Origin of the sequence: Bradyrhizobium sp. WSM1253 (genome assembly GCF_000244935.1) — a bacterium.
GTDB lineage: Bacteria > Pseudomonadota > Alphaproteobacteria > Rhizobiales > Xanthobacteraceae > Bradyrhizobium > Bradyrhizobium canariense.
The window spans coordinates 5,729,750-5,747,460 of the sequence record NZ_JH600073.1; the positions used below are offsets into that span (position 1 = coordinate 5,729,750).

Consider the following 17,711-nt stretch of genomic DNA (forward strand, 5'->3'; position numbering starts at 1 on the left):
GAACCTTAGTTGAACCTCAATGGGACCGAGGTTCCGGGTTTTCGTAAGCTAGGTTGTCGTCCGTTAAGAAGGCGAATTGAGCGAGACTGGACGGGCAAACGTATGCGATAGCTGGATCAGGAACAGGCACAAGAGTTCTCTGAGCCAAGGATACGGCGGAAGTTGTGACCGACTGCTGAGAGCACGACGTTGGCGGCGTCCGTCCCGCAGGGTAAGGGATTATCGGCAGCGACTTGGCGTGCAGCACGAACAGGCCACCGGGCGCCCGGCGGTTGTTGGTGACGATGGAGGCCTTCACGCCGAACTCGTAAGGCGCGGCGGCCTTGCCCTTGCCGATGCATTCCACCTCCGGGGCATGGAAGGAATAAAGCTTCCAGCCGCGCTGGCGCTGCTGCTGCGAGCGGATTTGCACGGCCAGGCCTAGCGGGAGGGCGAATGCCTCCTCGAGTGCCGGCTGGCCCTCGATCCTGCGGCGGATGTCGCGGATGATCCGGCCGAGCCGGCTGCGCAGAATGCGCAACTGCCGCCGATGCCGGCTGAACAGTCTGGCATGGGCGTAGCGGCCCGCCATCATCGCGGCGGTCTTGGCCACACGAGAATAGGATTGCCGCAGCCTGACACCGTGCCTTCTCGCCAGGCGGTTGAGCCCCTTGATCGCCGGATGCAACAGCTTGGCATCGGTGGGGAAGGTGATAGCCTTCGGCTGCACCGTGGTATCGACCGCGACGCGCTTGAGGTCCTAGCGGCGTAACGCGCCGGCCTCGTGCGCCACCCGCAGGCCCTCCGCCAGCAGCAGCGCCGAGCCGCTTGCGCCAATGGCTCAGGTCCGAGCGCTCGTGCGGGAAGGCATGCTGAAAGAACTCTTGCCCGGTGAAGAACTGGAAATACGGGTCGTGAACCCAGCGCTCGCAAACGCCCTCATCGGACAGCCCGTAAGTGTGCTTGAGCAACAGCAGCCCGATCATGAACCGGGTCTCGATCCCGGGCCGGCCATTCTCGCTCTAGAGCGGCCGGCCAGCTCGTGCTTCATGTTGGTGATCTGGTCCAGCCGCGCCCGGAACAGATCGTTCGATCCCGTCGTCCTGTGCTTCTTCGGTCGCATCGGCCCCTCCGATGCACCACAGAATCATGGCCCGCAGCGAAAGGGAATCCACAAACGACAATTGCAAGATTTGGGGGCCTCAAGCCCCCAATCCCTGCAATCTCAAATGCCGCCGCAACCGGAAAACTGACTCCTGCTCAATCGCTTAGAGCCTTGTTCACGGACGACTAGGTTCGCTGATGCGAGTCGCCGAGGAATGCTGCCTAACGGGTGACTAGACTGTTCACATCTTGCCCCAGTCGCAGGCGAGGTGGCCCGCTTTCAGGTCCACCAAAGTACAAGGTCCGGCCGTGCAAACCCGAAGAAGCTGTTCAGGACCAGCCGCCGATTTCGGGTGAATGGCGTGACGCCGTGAATGAATCCGCCATCGAGAACTGCAATATCCCCCGCCTTTAGCTCGAAGTCATGACAAGGGATGTGCTTCAGATATGCGTCGGAGTAGGGATAGCCCGTAGTCTCAACACCCTGAGACTTTCGATCCTTCACGGTAGGCTTATGGCTCCAGATGCGCAAATTACCCCCTTGCTCGGCAACGCTAGGATAGAAATTCAGAGCTACGATGGTGTTGTTCGCCACCGACGAAATATCGTAGTCGCTGCCGCCGCAAAGCACTTGAGCAGCGTCATCGTGAGGCTCCAAGGCATAGGTTCCGCTACCAGACCAGCAGACGGCGCGACACAGGTTGGCTTGGCCGTGCTTTGAACGGGAAAGCCTCAATTCAATTTTTTGATTGTGGAGCTCCCGCCTTAACGCCTCGAACAATCCGTGCACCGGATCAGCCAAATTCGCAAAAAGCGCATCTACGAACGGTCGCGCCTCTTCCGCCTCTGCGAAATAGGCGGAAGCATCCTTCCTGTAATGGGATGCCCCGACATATTGTCCGGGTACTCCGTCTTTCCTTTCCTTGAGACCGCCATTAGCAGTAAAGTTCGCGGTGATCTCGTCGCCTACTTCGACACTGAATCCATTTTTGATGTGCACGGCAGTGATCTCACCCTTCATAACTGAGATGATCTCAGCGGTGCTGATCGAGCCGGTTCGCTCTTTGATCGCGAGAGGTGAGATCGTCGGCGTTTGAGATGCTTGCGTTGTCATCATTAGCTTTGCTCCTGTACTGCGTGGTCGAGGATCGCGATAGCATGATCTAGTTCGGTATGCGCAATAGTGATCGGCGGTAGGACCTTGATGACGTCCCTATTTGGTCCTGAAGATTCGATGAGCAAACCGTTTTTAAACGCGAGATCATGTACGCGACCAACAACGTCCCGTGAGCGGAATTTGAGGCCCGTCATCAGACCGCGGCCACGCTTTTGCTCGATGATGGTAGGATATTTCTCAAGGAGATGGTCAAGGTGTTCTTGCAGCTTGAGCCCCGTCCGCTCGACACCTGCAGTAAACTGCTTGTTGGACCACATTTTGCACATGGCCGTCGCGGTCACAAACGCGAGATTGTTACCTCTGAATGTCCCGCTGTGTTCCCCGGGATTCCATATGTCCATGTCGGGGCGAATCAGCACGACGGATAACGGATTACCAGAGCCGCTTAGGGACTTTGAAAGGCACACAATATCTGGTTCGATTTTTGCGGACTCGAACGAGAAGAAGTCGCCCGTTCGTCCGGCACCTGCTTGAATGTCATCAACGATCAAAACAACGCTGTGCTTTCGGCAAATGCGCTGAATTTCCGCAAGCCAAGCCGGGGATGCGGTGTTCATGCCGCCTTCCGCCTGGATGGTCTCCAGAATGATTGCCGCGGGCTTTTCAATGCCGCTCCCCGGGTCCTCCAATAAATAGTCGATGTAACTTGCGGAATCGAATGCCGGGTTTGGATAATTCTCATAGGGAACGCGGATCACATCCTGCCGAGCAACGCCGCCCAGGTTCCTGGTCGATGCAGAGCCCGATACTGCTAGTGAGCCGAGAGACATACCGTGGAAGGCATTGGTGAACGCCATAACGGTCGAGCGGCCGGTATACTTTCGGGCCAGTGCAAGCGCCGCTTCGTTCGCGTTGGTACCGGTCGGGCCAGGAAACTGAATCTTGTAAGAGAGGCCCCTCGGCTTCAGAATCGAGTCGACAAATGCTTCAATGAAATCGCGTTTCGCGGCTGTATACATATCTAGCGACAAGAGAATATTTCCGCCGCTGAGATATTCAATCGCAGGTCCGACGATATCTGGATTGTTATGCCCGTAGTTGAGCGCCCCGGACCCTACGAGGAAATCAATATATTCCTTACCCATCTCGTCCCAGATCGTCGCCCCACGGGCCTTTGTAAACACCGTTGGAAAAGACCGCGCATAACGGCGAACGTTGGACTCATGTGCTGCGAAAATGTCGAGATTCATCGTGGTGCCCATCTGATCTCCGTTCGGATTTGGCGAGACTGACAGATTATTTGACTCGTGCCTCTCTTACCTACACGAGAAATGGTTCCGGCGAACCTATTGAGGCTGGTAGGTCTTCTTACGGCCATTCGCGTTACGTATGTCACTAACACACGGTCGCTTCGGACAGGGCAGTCGTCTATCATCCGGCAGCCGCGTTTTTTAAAGCGATCAATGGGCCGAAAAGCGCTTGGCACACAGCAGCAGCAACTACGCATCGTGTCCGCAAAGATGATCTTCTTTGAGCAATGGTCGTCAAGCACACAGGTTCTCAGACCTGAACGGCTCGTCCTACTCAACTAGTCACCCAAGATGCAAGTTCGTGACCGTCTTGGCCGCCCCGAATCGTCGACGACCATAGCTGGCTGCTTTCATCAAGCTCCTGGAGTGCAAACTTTCGGCATTATGTGGCGGCGAGACCTGGAGGTAGTCCACCTTGGGCAGGAAATCCCGGGCGGTCGCGACCTTGAACGTTCTATGAGGTCGGCTGCAAACGGAACGCTGGCCAGATGCGGGAGACCAAAATCGGTTTAACTTTGCCATGCGCGCAAGCTCCAGCGGCATCGCTTGGAAGACTGCAAGATCTCTAGATTGCTGAGTTCGAATGCACACCATCGATTTTCCGGGGCTCCGGCCGTTGACCTCGCCAGTAGACGGCGTGCTATACCAGACTGGCGAGGCGCCTTTGCGAAAGTCATCTCAACATGGAGCGTCGCCGCGTGCTCACCGTTGTGGCTCCCTCGTACATACCAGAAGATCCGACCCTTAACGACGGGCTTCGGCCCTCTGTGGCGAACCCCAACGCGTTGTCGGTCCACTCCTCATCGCATAAGATCAAAGGCCAGTTTCCGCGCCTGGGTGCTCCGTACCAGTGGATCTTGAAGGAGATGCAGCGCGATGAGGGGCAGTTCGAAGATGGCCCAATAAGAACAGTGTTGATCGCTGATTGTTCTGCACGTAACGTTCTCGGCAGTTGCAAGTCAGGCGAGCGTGCGGCGGAACTGTTGGTTTTAGCTGCGAGAGCACACAGAAAGTGAGCACCGCGCATTGCGGAAGAGAAGTAGCTGAAGGGTGAAATCCGCAGAGCGTCTGAACTCGTGCGCTCATCGAATCGGCTCCCCAGCTTGAAGACTGATGTTGCTCGCCAGCAGGTAGAATCGCGATACTAGCAATGCGGCGTGGACTGCCGCTCCGATTGATAAGCCAATCCAGACTCCAACAGCGTTCAGGCCAAGCTTCAAACTAAGCGTGTAGCTAAGGGAAAAGCCGATTATCCAATAGGAAATCCCGGCGAACAGAAGCGGTACCCGTGTGTCCTTCATTCCTCGCAATCCGCCTGTTGCAATGCTGCATAATCCAGCTGTCACGAATGAGGTTGCGGCGATCAAAAGAAGGCTCGCAGCCATTCCGATCGTCCCGTCCTGAGCGCCCGGCTGCCCCAGAAAGAACCCGGCAATCTCAAAACGGGCGACGACGACGACGAGCGTCAGGATCGCGATGATCACGACCCCCAGGAGCATGGCGACGAGCCCTGCCCGTTTGATACCGTGGCGGTGATTGCGTCCGACGGCTTGTGCGACGCGCACTGTCGCTGCCATGCTAATGCCGTCCGCAATACTTAGCAAAACCACGGCAATCTGGAACGCTATCTGGTGCGCCGCGAGTGCCTGGGTGCCGATGACGCCTATCAGCAGGACCGAGGCAGACCAAGCTCCGGACTCCAATAGAAATGAGAGCGAGATCGGAGCCCCGATCACAATCAGCTCTCTCATCAGTGGCCAATCGAAACATCCGAGGTGGGCAACCATTTGATAGTTACGTAACGGCCGAAGCATCGTGATCAAAGACAAGCCGGCCAAGAAAGTCGCACAGTTTACCAGGGTTGTTGCAAGCCCAGCTCCAAACAGCCCCAGCCGCGGCAAGCCAAGCCTGCCATCTGTCAGGAGATAGACGAGCAAGGCATTCATGGGTATGGCGGCGAGCGTAATCCACAAGATTGGCGCTGGTCGGTTAACTGCGGCGATGCAACTCCGCACAGGCAGAAACAATAGCGCTGGTGCCGCGCCCCAAGCGAGTCCGAGCAGATATTGCTGGGCGAGTCGCGCGACCTCGGCTGGTTGCCCAACGAGTATCAGTATTGGTTCTCCGCACAATCCGATCGCGATGGTGGGAAGCGATAGCATAGACGCGGCCCAGAGCCCCGTACGCAGGGAGCGCCGTACTCGATTGAGATTATGCGCTCCAAACGCCTGCGCTGCAAAAGGTGCGATCGCCGCCAGCAGGCCCATGCCCAGAGTAATGACAACAAGGTAGATTCTGCTGGCCAATGCCGCCGCAGCGAGCTCGTCGATTCCAATGCGCGCAATAAGGACTAGGTCGGTAGCCATCATCGCGATCTGCCCAAGCTGTCCCAAGACCATAGGCAAGGCGAGTTTGGCAGTGTCGAAAAGCTCGCGAGGGACCTGATAGCTCGTCGCTCGTTCAGTTGGATCGTGAGAAGCCGAAGCTGACCTCGTTCCGTGTATTTTATTGGTCATGACGAACATGCTACCGAATGTGCGTGTGCGAAGCCTCTTTGGCTGCCAGAATGCAACGTCAGCCGATGCCGGGCGACCTGCCGTCGCGCAAACGTTCGGGTACATAACAGGCACCAACGAGCCGAACCCACTCGTCCCATTTGCATCGGTACGTGCCGGATCACCAATAAGAACATGTTTCTTGTGCCTCCATCGCCCCGTTCACTTTGATACGCAAGCACAAGCGCGGTGCCTGCTACGTCTGACTAGCCGATCGCGGGGCCGCTTGCACCGATGCGCTCTGACTATCGCGGGACTGATCATTCGGTACACTCGTGCGGTTACAACAGCGCGTAGATCTAAATGACTGCGCGAACTCGCGGCGCCAACCTTGTGAGCGGTCGTTCGCTGCGACGCCCGATGCTAAACGGTGTTGTTCAAAGCTCGTGCCATCCTACGAGTGGTGCTTGTGCAATCTTTCGGAAGAGGAGACGTCGTGAGGCCGACAAAATGTCGTACACCTGACGATCGGAATTGGCGTACAATGTAGACAAATGACCTAACAATCGTACTTGCTGGCCTGCTGACAAGCGCTCTAGTGTTTCTCTAGCGCTTGGCGATGTCTTGGAGGAGTTCTTGCGTGGAGTGGGATCAGACTAAGGCGACGGGATCGGCGCATGCGTCTGCAGGTAATACTTAAGTTGCTCTGAAGGTCTCTCCGAGCGCGGAGACGGAGGTCCGCCCCGATCTGTGCGTCGCGTATATCACGGACCGCTAAAGCATCGTTTTCGGTAGGTCTCTGAAGTGGAAGTTCGTCTGTGTTCGATCGCGAGCAGACGCCACTGAATTCCCTCCGAGAAGACCTGCTCGATCCTTAATGCCCAGCCACCCACTGGACAGCGTCCACCGCGGGCCTGGCAGTGACGACGTGTATGGTAGTTTCTGAGCCGACTGACGCACTGGCGAGACGGTTCACTGCACTCGCTTATTCTCGAGAAGAATATGATAAGATCTCTCACACAAGCACGCGACCCGGTAAAGCGTTGTCCTGATAGTCCCCTCCTTGATTACTCCCCTTCGACAGACGGTTTCGCCGGTCACCCTCGTTGGTTCGGGCGAGTACTGGGCCCGCGGCACAAAGTGTCTTACGGCCCGCGTCGGCGGTACCGGTCGATCAGGCCGACTTTCGTCGACGAATGCGAGTTTGATTCGCCTCAATCCTCGAGATCTCGGAGGACGCGCGAGGTGTGGCGCAACTGGCTGCTTACCGTTCCATCAGACTGCGGCTTTCCGGCTGAGCTTGCCCTGGGTCCTGTGCTCCCGACTAGAAATGCCTCTCCGGCAGGTTTGCTTCTGGCTCTGGCGCGTCGAGTACGACGCTTTGGCAGAGCTAACGATATCAAGGCTAGCCAGAGTCAAAGGGACCTCTCTGGGAGTACAGCAGTTTAGCCGTTGGCATTGCATTCTTGTTTCCGGACTGTTTTCGTGGCACGGCTCCGGTCCAACTCCACAAGCGAAAGCACCAGAGAGATGTCCTCCGAGCTTCTGTACCTGTCGAACGCTGACGTCCAAGCCCTGCAAATTTCGCCTCGAGAGGCGCGAGAGGCGATCCTTGCTGTCTTTCGCGACAATGCGGCTGGCGGTAACGTTGGTTTGCCGAAGTCGACGATCGCCATTGATTCGAGTTCATCGTTCAGCTCGATGAGTGCGGCATCTAGGACCAGCGGTCTGGCCACAATGAAATGGGTCGCGGCTATTCCTAACGAGCGAAGTCTGGAGAGATCGACGGTTAACGCCGTGATTTGTGTGAGCGATTACAAAACGGGCGTGCCTATCGCCGTTCTCGACGGAAATTCGGTCACACTGATGAGGACAGCTGCGGTATCTGCTGCCGCAGCCCACCATCTCGCACCTGAAACACCCACGAGTATAGGCTTGGTCGGCTGTGGGTTGCAGGCGCTTAGCCACATCGAGGCGTTTGCCGATTTGTTTCCGTCGCTCCGCACGATCCATCTCCTAAGTCGAACTCTCCGCTCTGCTGAGAGAGCTGCAGCTGCAGCTTGTGAAAGGCAGCTTGTTCCGATCATCACGAGCGATCCTGATGCTTTGTTGAGGAAAAGCGAGATCGTGGTGAGCATGGTTCCGAGTTCGTCCGGATTGAAATCGTTCTTGGATGCTCGATTGCTACCAATGTCGTGCTTCGTTTCGGCTGTAGATGGGGGCAGAAGTTGGCATGCGGAAACGTTTACTGCTTTCGATATACTTGTGACAGACGCGCTAGAGCAATCCCCCGGACCGGTGGATGCATCGGACCGATACATCAAATGTGCAACATTTCGGCATGACCTTGTCCATTTTGCTCTTAATTCACCGCAGCGTGTTGCCCCAACCAGGGCCTTCTTTGGCTTCCGCGGGTTTGCCATTGCGGACTTGGCACTTGCAGAGTTGGCGCTTCGAAAGGCTCGAGATCGTGGCATCGGAAAGATTGTGCCGAGATGAGAATGGTCGCATCTCACGACCGCGCCCGAACTGAAGAGCTGCTTATTAGTGGATTCGTTTCGCTGACACTCTTATTTCCCAGACTCTTGCGGGCCGCCAAACTTGCGTGTCTCAAATGAACGCAGTGATCGAACAGATTGACAGATTCGTGAAGCCAGCTTTGCTGCCTCAGCAATCGGTGCAGGAAAGTCGCGGCCTGACGCCTCCAGGTCGTGTCCCCGGTGGTGGTGTAGTTCGGTAGAGCAAAGCCGCCCGGCGCGCGCCCCCGATAGCGCCGTAGCGGGCGGGCGGCTTTGCGGTGGTCACCGGCAGTTCTCCGGTAGGATCGGGTTGCGACACGCCAGAGGAACCACCGATGACCGACGACATGATGAACTTGCGCACGCTGGTAGAGAAGACCCCCGACGCCGATCTGCTGCGCGAGATGATCGGCTTTGCCGCCCAGCGTCTGATGGAGCTGGAAGTGGGAGGCCAGACCGGGGCGGCCTATGGCGAGAAGAATCCCGAACGCCTGGCCCAGCGCAACGGTTACCGCGACCGGATCTGGGAGACCCGTGCCGGCGCCTTCGAGCTGCGCATCCCCAAGCTGCGCAAGGGCTCCTACTTCCCAGGCTTCCTGGGGCGCGCCGCATTGCCGAGAAGGCGCTCACCGCCGTGGTGCAGGAGGCCTATGTGCAGGGCGTTTCGACCCGCTCGGTCGACGATCTGGTGCAGGCCATGGGCATGACCGGCATCTCCAAGAGCCAGGTGAGCCGACTCTACGATAAGGTGAAGGCGTTCCTCGCCCGCCCGATCGAGGGCGACTGGCCGTATCTGTGGATCGACGCCACGTACGTGAAGGTGCGCCAGAATGGCCGCATCGTCGCAGTCGCGGTGATTGTCGGGTCGGCGTCAACAGCGACGGCCGGCGCGAGGTTCTGGGCATGGACATCGGCCGTCCGAGCCGAGACGTTCTGGACCGCTTTCCTGCGCAAGCTTGCCCGCCGCGGCCTGCGCGGCGTCAAGCTGGTCGTCTCCGACGCCCATGAGGGCATCAAGGCCACCGTAGCCAAGGTGCTCAACGCCAGCTGGCAGCGCTGCCGCGTCCACTTCATGCGCAACGCGCTGGCGCATGCCGGCAAGAGCGGCCGGCGCGTCGTCTCCGCCTTCATTGCGCCACAGCATTCGCACAGGACAATGCCGAGGCCGCGCGAACCTAGTGGCGCAAGGTCGCCGATCAGCTCCGCCCCAAGCTGCCGAAGTTGGCCGGCTTCCTGGACGAGGCCGAGACCGACGTGCTGGCCTACATGACGTTCCCGCCGCAGCACCGCACCAAGCTGCACTCCACCAACCCGATCGAGCGCCTCAACGGCGAGATCAAGCGGCGGACCGAGGTGGTCGGCATCTTCCCCAATGAGGATGCCATCGTCCGCCTCATCGGCGCGATCCTGCTCGAACAGAACGATGAATGGGCCGTCCAGCGCGCCCGTTACATGACACTGGAAACCATCGCGCCGTTGAGCGATGATCCGAATGTCAGCCTCACGGCGATCGCCAGCTGACCAGCCCGGCTCTCGCCGGCGAACGTGGTGACCCGCCGCCAGCTACACCACGCCACGAAACACAAACCGCCTCCATCCAAAACTCAAGCGTTACCGGGGGCTCGTCACGCTTTCGGGAACATGTTCGTTCTTGAAAGCCGACCTGTTTTCTGGTCGGCTCCGCGAGATAGCCGTCGCTCTCCCGAACGATCGGATTGGACCGCATGATGCCTCTCCTCAAGCGCGGGCCCAGCGAGCAAGACCGGCGTCGGCGATGATCTTCGCGATGGCCTCTTTCTGCTCGGCTGCCAACGGCAGCAACGGCAGGCGCGGGTCACCGGCGTTACGGCCGAGCTGGCTCATCGTCTCTTTGATGGCGGCGTAATAGGCCCCGGACTGGAAGCAACGGTAGAAGGCGAAGACGTCACAGCCGAGGGCATCCAACGATTTATCGCCAGTGAGTGCCTTAATCCAGTAGTCGCGGATCAACGGACCGGCGATTTGGTGGGCCATGGCGACGACGCCGTGGGCCCCGACGGAGCGGGCCGGAACGATCATGGTCTCGTAGCCGACGAAAACACGAACTCTATTGCCCACGCGCTGCACAAGCTCAGTTACCTGATTAATAAGGCCGGAGCTGTCTTTGATAGCGACCACAGTTGGCACCGCAGAGAGCTGCTCTACAAGAGCCGGGGTGATGTCAACGCCCGCGCGGCGGGGGCTGTTGTAGAGCATCAGCGGCAACGATGTGTTTCGGGAGATGTACTCGAAGAAAGCAACGATCTCACGCGGGCTCGGCATAGCGTAGATGGGTGGAAGGATCATGCCGCCTGCGCAGCCCGCAGCGACCGCTGACTGACATGCTTCAAGTACGTCTTCTACACGCAAGTCGGCGACGCCTGCCAGTACTGGCACGCGCTTGGCCACATGATCAACCGTCAACTTGTAGAGGCGCGCGCGCTCGTGCCTGGTAAGTGCATAAAATTCGCCAGTGCTGCCAGCCGCCACGATGCCCTGTGCCCCATTGGTAATGGCTTCGTCGATGAGCGCCTTGTATCGGGACTCATTGATGGAGCCATCGGCGCCGAACGGAGTGACGAGAACAGGGAAAATACCGCTCCAGTTTGTACCAGTCATGATCTGTAATCCTCAGTTAGGAGATGTGGATGAAAGTAAGCGTGCCAAGGCGGCGAGCGAACCGAGAAGACCAATAGCCGATAAACTATCTGGAGTAACGCTCGGTGTAGACGGGCGGCCTCTTCGCCATTCGGCAGCTCGACACGCCCGATGACAAACTACTGTCCACCAAGTTGGCTCAATCATAGACCGCTAATCTTGGCAGCGTGCTGTTCATCTGCAGAATGCAAAATGGATTGGATCCAAAGGTCGCGGGCGGCAAGAACGCCGTTGTTCACTCATCCGGTAACATAGTCCATTGGACATCCATCGATCCGACAGGCGTCCAGCCCGCGCGCGCTTTCGTTCGCCCAGGACAAAGAAGAGTAGGACACATCGGCCGTCCTGTTGATCGCGGCGGTCAATTTCCGACGGTGGCACATCGGGATCGCCTAGTTCCAGGTCAAGAAAAACGTTGCATCGGCGCGCTGGCGAACGACTGCTCTCGGGAATGGAATGTTCCTAAGATGTCGTGCAATGTCGTCCCGACCTACTTGGCGACGATCCGAGACGCGCTCAATAGCGAATTGACGCACACAGGCCGAAGTTGCACATCTTCGAGTCTATGTTGAGGCATCACCTCTTTGTGGTCACGAACCAATGTTGACCGTTGGTGCGATGATTTCTCGCCGCGCGAAGCGTCCTTTGCCGACACCACTATTTGGGTGCGCAGCAGCAGAGAATCCCTGGGTGCTATGTTGATCGGAGACCGGACGGTGCGGCGCGGTTTGGAACTCCCGGGAGCTCGGATCGCTAGGGAAGGGAATGCCCACAACCCGACGAATTGTCGAGTTTGTCGGGTTGACGACTTGGAGGTGCTTGGCGCGGCGTCCTGCAGCACGCCCATGCAAGCACTTGGGTGATGTGCGGAAATCGGTCTCTGAGCTGTCTTTGCTCGTAGTTGGCATGACTTTTGGATTTCCTCGTTGCAGGGCGGCACCAGCTGCCAACCAGCGTGAAATCGCTTCATGAAAAGGCTCCCACATGCCACGAGTTGCCGACAAGTCCTTAGCTTCCGAAGCATCGTTGTCGGCCGTGTCGACTTCAACAGAAGCGTAGGCAGCGATGCTAATCGTGCTCTAGCTGCTAACCGCGGCGCGCGAAAGAAGGGCGCCATCTTTGCATGAAATACACCGTCTTACATCCCGGCGAAGAACGGTGCTCGAAGAACGTCGATATTGAGAGCGTTTCCACTGAACCCACTTGAGATTAAACTAACTACAGGATCAAAGATGAGCGACCTGCTTGGCTGTTATATTGATCATCAGATGGCGCCGCCCCTCGCGATCGCGCAACTTTCAGCAGAGGTTAAACCACTTGCGAGCGGGCTTGGACGGAGTGGCATTCTGCTATTTGCGACGTGCGCGCGAGTGGAGGTCTACGGTGAAGAAGCCGAGCTACGGCATGTGGTTAGCACGATATTTTCTGATTTTTCCTTCAGACGGATTGAAGGTGTAACTGCTATCACGCGTCGCGTCGCCGAGCTTGCATCCGGTGCTCATTCTCAAATTCTTGGGGAGAGTTACATTAGCCAGCAGCTCACGAAAGCCATCGAATTTGTTAGTTCGGCGTTTCCGATTCTCCAGGTCGCACGGTCGGGAATAAATACCGGTCGCGCCGTGCGCAAACGACGGCGGTTCATCGCATCGCTCAACTACGATCAGATCGTCCGAGATATAATAGGGAGTCGATTTACAAGTGGAGAACCAGCCGACCGCCTCTACATCGTCGGGGGGGGTATGCTCGGTCGCGGGCTGATTAGTAGCGGGGTCGGAGAGCCTTTCCGCTCCACTGTCGTCGTAACGAGGAACCCTAAGAACCTTCGGAAACGCCTACGTCGCCAGACTGATGTGGAAGTGGCGCTCATGCGCCCGGCAGACATGGGCTCCGCACGCGAACCGCGGTCCATCGTTGTTATTGCGACCGCCGATCTCAATGATGAATACGAAGCCACGCTTCAGGACGCGCTTCTCAGATTGGAGCCGCGCACGGTCGTGGATCTGTCATCAATTCCCGTGCTATCGGGCGCAGTGCTCGGAAAGCTCAATTGTGTGAGCACGTATGATGAAGAATTTGTCCGGTTCATCGAACAAAACAACAGGGAGCTGGCCCCGAAGCTGCCTCTCGTGTTGTCCGATATAGAGGCTTCAGTGCGCGCCACCTAAAACCATTTGCACGGAACGCACTAGCTACAGCAGTGCCGTACCAGGGGTCGACGACGTAGAACAGGCCATCTTCATGTCTAGCAGGCGATGAGACCGAAGGAAAGGAGCGCGGGACGTGAGCTTGGACGGGACATCTTCTCGATGGCGGCCACGGAAACTCGCCGCCGATGGGCCGCGTTACCTTGCCCTCGTCGGTGCTCTGGAGCAGGATATCGCCGACGGCCGCCTGTCCGATGGCGACCGCCTAGCGCCGCACCGTGACTTGGCACGAGAGCTCAATCTTTCTGTCGGCACCGTCAGCAAAGCCTATCAGGAAGCCGAACAGCGCGGCATCGTCAGCGGCCATGTCGGGCAGGGCACTTTTGTCCGGCGGCGTTCCGCGGCTGGTGGCGAGGTGGCATCAACAAGGCATGAACCGGTCAATTTAGCGTTGAATGTGCCTGCCCAAGGTAGCGAAACGCAGATCTTGTCCGCGCTATTTGGCGAGGTGGTGCGCGAGCGTGATCTTGCACCTCTGCTGGGCTACCATCCACATGGCGGCATCCGAAGACACCGCGAAATCATCGCAGCCTCGTTGTCTGATACAACCTTCACGGTTGAGACGGCACGCTTGTTCCTGTGCAATGGTGCTCAGCATGCGATAGACGTCGCCCTGCGTCTGGTGGCAAAGCCCGGTGACAGTGTATTGGTGGATGCCTACACCTATTCTGGGTTCAAAGCCATCGCCGCTGCTAGCCACCTCAACTTGGTCCCTGTGGAGATGGATGGGGAGGGACTGGACCCAGGGGCACTGAAACAGGCCTGCCGCACGTCCAAGGCGCGGGTGCTCTACTGCATGCCGACTTTGCAGAGCCCGACGGCTCGCACCATGAGCCTTGCTCGCCGGCAAAGTATCGCTGAAGTCGCGGAGGAGCTTGATCTCGCCGTCATAGAGGATGACGTTTACGGTTGTTTCTTCACCGAGCGTCCTGTGCCGATCGCCTCTTTGGCACCAATCCGCACCTTCTACGTCACGTCCTACTCCAAATGCCTTGCGCCTGCGTTTCGGCTCGGCACATTGACAGTTCCGACGGCTTACGTTGCTCAAGCCGAGCTCCTCCTCCACGCATCCGCCTGGTTCGTGGCTCCGATGGTGAGCGAGACGGTGTTGCGGTTGATCGAGCGTGGTAAGCTCGAGGAACTCCTGCGTGAGCGGCGCCTGCAGGCGCTTGAGCGGTATCGGGCATTTCTGGACGTGTTTCCGAAAGCCGAAAGGCTTCAGTTCCCAGCCTTCTACGGCTGGTTGCCATTGCCACAAGGGTGGTCTGCAGATCAATTTGCCGTCGCTGCACGAGCTCGCAGCATCCTTGTAACCCCGCGCATCGCCTCCGCGGTGGGAGACACCGAACCCGGTGCAGTCCGCATCTGCCTTGGTGCGCCGAAGAATCTCAAAGAGCTCTCTGATGTCCTTCAGACTCTTTACGATATCCTGAGGCGCCACCCGGTGAACGTTGTTTCTGTCGCATAGTAGAATATTGGCCAGAGGATAACTGTCCAGAATTTATCGCGAGTGCCTACAGCCGGCATTCATCACTCTGCGGTAGCCGCTATGCGTTTTGGCGCGGACAGGTCCGGCGCTACGTCGGTGTTGTGTAATGCCAATTCAACAAGAGCCGGCCGAGACTTCGCGCGCTCTGCCCCAATGACATCCCTCATTCCGAGGTTTGCGTTGTGCCAACAGCTCCAGCACTTAAACTAGAGCGTCTCGCCAGGTGATCCTGTAGGCCTGTTGATTTGCGTGGACACGGATCTCTTGCAGAGTACGGACGGATAGCAAGTAAAGCGTGAGACATACGCAATTTCGATCGGCCGAGAGCGAGCGTTTTTCGTGCGATACGACTGAAGCCTAAAGAACCGGCAGACGGTAATGAGGTCCTCGAACCGTGTACCAACGAAGATCCCGCTTGAGGGGCTTGCGAGCAGTGTTTTGATTAGGACAACAGCGCGAACGGTGTCGGGTGTAAGACACTTCTTGGTCGTTTGGTCGCTGCGCTAGTTCGCAACCAAGATCAAGTACTTACGGGGTGAGCGAGCGCTGGCACAGCATTTGCCATTCAGGATTCGGCAAGAGCGATGCTCTAGCTAGGCCCGCGAGAGCAGGTTCGTTCGAGCGAGTGAGGTGTAGACCGTTCGGCCCCATCGCGCTCTTGGAGCATGCAGCTAGTACACTGTTTGCCAATCTGGTTAGGAGAACGTCATGAGATTGCTTATACTGACTAGGCACCTCGATTGCCTGGGCGAAAATGATGCGCCTATCAGCAATGCTTTCCGCCGTCTCGGCTGGGAGGTTATTCTAGGAGACGTTAATACCATTGCGGCGGACGACTACCGTTGTTTCGCACGAGGAGTGCGGGTGCCAGAAGACGGCGAACCGTACTATCCGGGATGTGCGGCACACGGAGATCGACGCGCGTACTTTATAGACGAATGCCAGCTGATCTGGGTCATGACTCCACCTCATCCTCTCGTGGCGCGAGATGTTTGGCAAATGTTGTGGCTAGCTTCCCAACATGTCAACTTCGTCAACAGCGTTGAAGGCCTGACGTTTCTCGACACAAAACACGCGCTCGGCTATGTCGTACCAAAAGAGAATAGGGCAGTCTCGTATATCTCGAACGATTTTTCGCTCCTGTGGGAACGCTATCGGCAGGCCTCAGATGACTGTTGGGTCGCCAAGCCCCCCAATGCCTTTGGCGGGCAAAACGTATTCTTGCTCTCTCCAAATGGACCAAATGTTCGAACAATTCTCCAGTGCCTCACCGGAAACACTATCGCGCTCGACGAATTTGGCGCCGTCGCCGAACACCGCAAACACGAACTCGGCCATGGGGTACGTGGCTTCAAAGCTGAGTACGCTATTCTTCAGCAACATATCCCGGAAGTGGCTCAAGGGGAAAAGCGCATCATTGTCGTGTGCGGAAAGGTGGTCGCCTGGCATGGCCGCGCAAGCTCTCCAGACGATCACAGGTCGAATATTACGCAAGGAGGAAGGTTGGTTCGAGTCGATTTGCATTCTCGTGAAGTAGAGCTTGCGGAGCTGGTTGGTCAAAAAATGATGGCGCACGGAATCAATTTCGTTGGCATAGATATGGCTTATCCTTATGTACTAGAATTTAACATTGCGAACACGGGGGGGCTATATGATGCACAACTTACTTCTGGCGTTGATCGTTCAGATCAGGTTGCTGAGTTACTCAGTAGCCACTTTGATAGATAGATAGTCGAAGTTGCTTCTGAGTAGCTCTCAGATGTCTCAGTCGGCAAGAACATCGGCGCAATTGGGCGGAGACGCCGCGCTTGCTTTTGCTCTTGTCGAGATCACGTCGGCTGCTCCGATCTCGTGTGGGCAGCTGGCACCGCGCAGTTCCGGAGCATCGTGATCACCGTTTCTAGCGGATCCTGATCGCGATTTCCAGCGATCGATCGGGGGGCAACGTGGAGGCGCGCTCCGGTGACAGTCTGCAACCCGGCTACGTTGGTCGTTTGCCCAACCGCAGAGGATCGAGATGCCGACAGAGAGGCTGTCCATGCGCCACGTTCGTGAAGTTCTACTCCTGTGACCTTGCCCCTCCGCCTTAATCCAGTGAAGTTCGTTCTGGCCCAAGACGAGGACTAGACCATGAAGCGCAAGCGGTTTACGGAAGAACAGATCATCGGGATTTTGAAGGAGCACGACGTGCTCCGATGACCAGCAAGTGCCTAAGATAGGAATCTCCCTGCTTCGTTATGTGGCCAGCCGATCTTTTCCACCAGTTGAGTTCTGCCTTGGCGTTAGGCCGAGCCAAGCTGCGAACTCCCGCTCGGAACGGAACATGGTTGGATCGGGAACGGTGGCAGCAAGGGCTGTAGCCGTTATGGGGCCGACGCCCGGGATGGAAGCAAGCAACCTCGCCACTGGATGCGCTCTCTGGATCTGAGCTAACTCTCGCTCGATAGCTTCAATCTGCCGGTCGACTTCCTTCATCTGGTTCACAAGCGCTGCCAGCGCCATGCGCGCCGTAGTCGGCAGCGATAACTGATCATCGTCCAACATTTGCACCAAACCATCCACCCTTTGTCGGCCTTGCCCAACAATAACTCCGAACTCGGCAAAATGTAAGCGCGAAGCCGATACCCTTGCTTCAGAATTCGAATGAACGTGCGAAAGAAGCCTCCGGCTTGGACGGAGGTTTGGGATGGGATTGGACAGCAAAAAGGACGTCCATTTGGACGGCTCAACGAGGGGGTCGGTGAGCCGGCTGGAGGTTCTTGAAGGACCATCGGGGCGCCGCGTACGTTCGGAAGCCGAGAGAGCTCGGATCGTCGCC

At 57.5% G+C, this 17,711-nt stretch carries 10 protein-coding genes and 2 pseudogenes; 6 read left to right on the plus strand and 6 right to left on the minus strand.

The window, feature by feature from the left end; genetic code table 11:
* Positions 1 to 63 precede the first annotated feature (63 nt).
* The 4 genes and pseudogenes from BRA1253DRAFT_RS28340 to BRA1253DRAFT_RS28355 all read right to left on the minus strand — a co-directional run bounded on the left by BRA1253DRAFT_RS28340 (position 64) and on the right by BRA1253DRAFT_RS28355 (position 6,026).
* Positions 64 to 1,102 (minus strand): annotated as a pseudogene (locus tag BRA1253DRAFT_RS28340) (IS5 family transposase).
* Between the two features lie 261 nt (positions 1,103 to 1,363).
* Positions 1,364 to 2,200 (minus strand): 2OG-Fe(II) oxygenase, encoded by an 837-nt coding sequence (locus tag BRA1253DRAFT_RS28345; protein WP_007600078.1) that lies wholly within the window; start codon positions 2,198 to 2,200, stop codon positions 1,364 to 1,366.
* Positions 2,200 to 3,450, minus strand: a complete 1,251-nt coding sequence (ectB, locus tag BRA1253DRAFT_RS28350; protein WP_035995452.1) for a diaminobutyrate--2-oxoglutarate transaminase — start codon at positions 3,448 to 3,450, stop codon at positions 2,200 to 2,202. Before ectB ends, BRA1253DRAFT_RS28345 begins: the two co-directional genes overlap by 1 nt.
* A 1,142-nt stretch (positions 3,451 to 4,592) precedes the next feature.
* Positions 4,593 to 6,026 (minus strand): MATE family efflux transporter, encoded by a 1,434-nt coding sequence (locus BRA1253DRAFT_RS28355; RefSeq protein ID WP_007600081.1) that lies wholly within the window; start codon positions 6,024 to 6,026, stop codon positions 4,593 to 4,595.
* A gap of 1,509 nt (positions 6,027 to 7,535) precedes the next feature.
* On the opposite strand from BRA1253DRAFT_RS28355, the gene BRA1253DRAFT_RS28360 reads away from it, so the two are divergent.
* The 3 genes and pseudogenes from BRA1253DRAFT_RS28360 (at position 7,536) to BRA1253DRAFT_RS45905 (ending at position 10,045) form a co-directional block, all read left to right on the plus strand.
* On the plus strand, positions 7,536 to 8,504 hold the full coding sequence (locus BRA1253DRAFT_RS28360; protein WP_035994076.1) for a hypothetical protein: 969 nt from the start codon (positions 7,536 to 7,538) through the stop codon (positions 8,502 to 8,504).
* A 370-nt stretch (positions 8,505 to 8,874) separates the two neighbouring features.
* Positions 8,875 to 9,794: pseudogene (locus BRA1253DRAFT_RS28365) on the plus strand (transposase).
* A complete protein-coding gene (locus tag BRA1253DRAFT_RS45905) occupies positions 9,746 to 10,045 on the plus strand; it encodes a transposase (RefSeq protein WP_256375809.1) in 300 nt (99 codons plus the stop codon). Before BRA1253DRAFT_RS28365 ends, BRA1253DRAFT_RS45905 begins: the two are co-directional and overlap by 49 nt.
* Positions 10,046 to 10,261: 216 nt before the next feature.
* Here the strand turns inward: BRA1253DRAFT_RS45905 and BRA1253DRAFT_RS28370 are convergent, their stop codons facing one another.
* Positions 10,262 to 11,161 (minus strand): dihydrodipicolinate synthase family protein, encoded by a 900-nt coding sequence (locus BRA1253DRAFT_RS28370; protein ID WP_007600085.1) that lies wholly within the window; start codon positions 11,159 to 11,161, stop codon positions 10,262 to 10,264.
* Between the two features lie 1,271 nt (positions 11,162 to 12,432).
* Here BRA1253DRAFT_RS28370 and BRA1253DRAFT_RS28375 point away from each other — a divergent pair.
* From BRA1253DRAFT_RS28375 to BRA1253DRAFT_RS41870, 3 genes are all read left to right on the plus strand, one after another.
* A complete protein-coding gene (locus BRA1253DRAFT_RS28375) occupies positions 12,433 to 13,365 on the plus strand; it encodes a hypothetical protein (RefSeq protein WP_007600088.1) in 933 nt (310 codons plus the stop codon).
* 115 nt (positions 13,366 to 13,480) lie between these two features.
* On the plus strand, positions 13,481 to 14,872 hold the full coding sequence (locus BRA1253DRAFT_RS28380) for a PLP-dependent aminotransferase family protein (protein WP_007600089.1): 1,392 nt from the start codon (positions 13,481 to 13,483) through the stop codon (positions 14,870 to 14,872).
* Between the two features lie 729 nt (positions 14,873 to 15,601).
* Positions 15,602 to 16,621, plus strand: coding sequence for a hypothetical protein (locus tag BRA1253DRAFT_RS41870; RefSeq protein WP_007600090.1), 1,020 nt, complete (start codon positions 15,602 to 15,604; stop codon positions 16,619 to 16,621).
* A gap of 507 nt (positions 16,622 to 17,128) precedes the next feature.
* On the opposite strand, the gene BRA1253DRAFT_RS45405 is transcribed toward BRA1253DRAFT_RS41870, so the two are convergent.
* Positions 17,129 to 17,711 (minus strand): transposase (locus BRA1253DRAFT_RS45405; protein ID WP_245285978.1); only part of this gene is annotated, 583 nt, incomplete at its 5' end.

Bases quoted from the DNA above. Each gene is read 5' to 3' on its own strand.
- BRA1253DRAFT_RS28345 (WP_007600078.1), bottom strand. From the start codon at position 2,200: ATGATGACAACGCAAGCATCTCAAACGCCGACGATCTCACCTCTCGCG.
- BRA1253DRAFT_RS28375 (WP_007600088.1), top strand. From the start codon at position 12,433: ATGAGCGACCTGCTTGGCTGTTATATTGATCATCAGATGGCGCCGCCC.
- BRA1253DRAFT_RS28370 (WP_007600085.1), bottom strand. From the start codon at position 11,161: ATGACTGGTACAAACTGGAGCGGTATTTTCCCTGTTCTCGTCACTCCG.
- BRA1253DRAFT_RS28360 (WP_035994076.1), top strand. From the start codon at position 7,536: ATGTCCTCCGAGCTTCTGTACCTGTCGAACGCTGACGTCCAAGCCCTG.
- BRA1253DRAFT_RS41870 (WP_007600090.1), top strand. From the start codon at position 15,602: ATGAGATTGCTTATACTGACTAGGCACCTCGATTGCCTGGGCGAAAAT.
- BRA1253DRAFT_RS28355 (WP_007600081.1), bottom strand. From the start codon at position 6,026: ATGACCAATAAAATACACGGAACGAGGTCAGCTTCGGCTTCTCACGAT.
- ectB (WP_035995452.1), bottom strand. From the start codon at position 3,450: ATGAATCTCGACATTTTCGCAGCACATGAGTCCAACGTTCGCCGTTAT.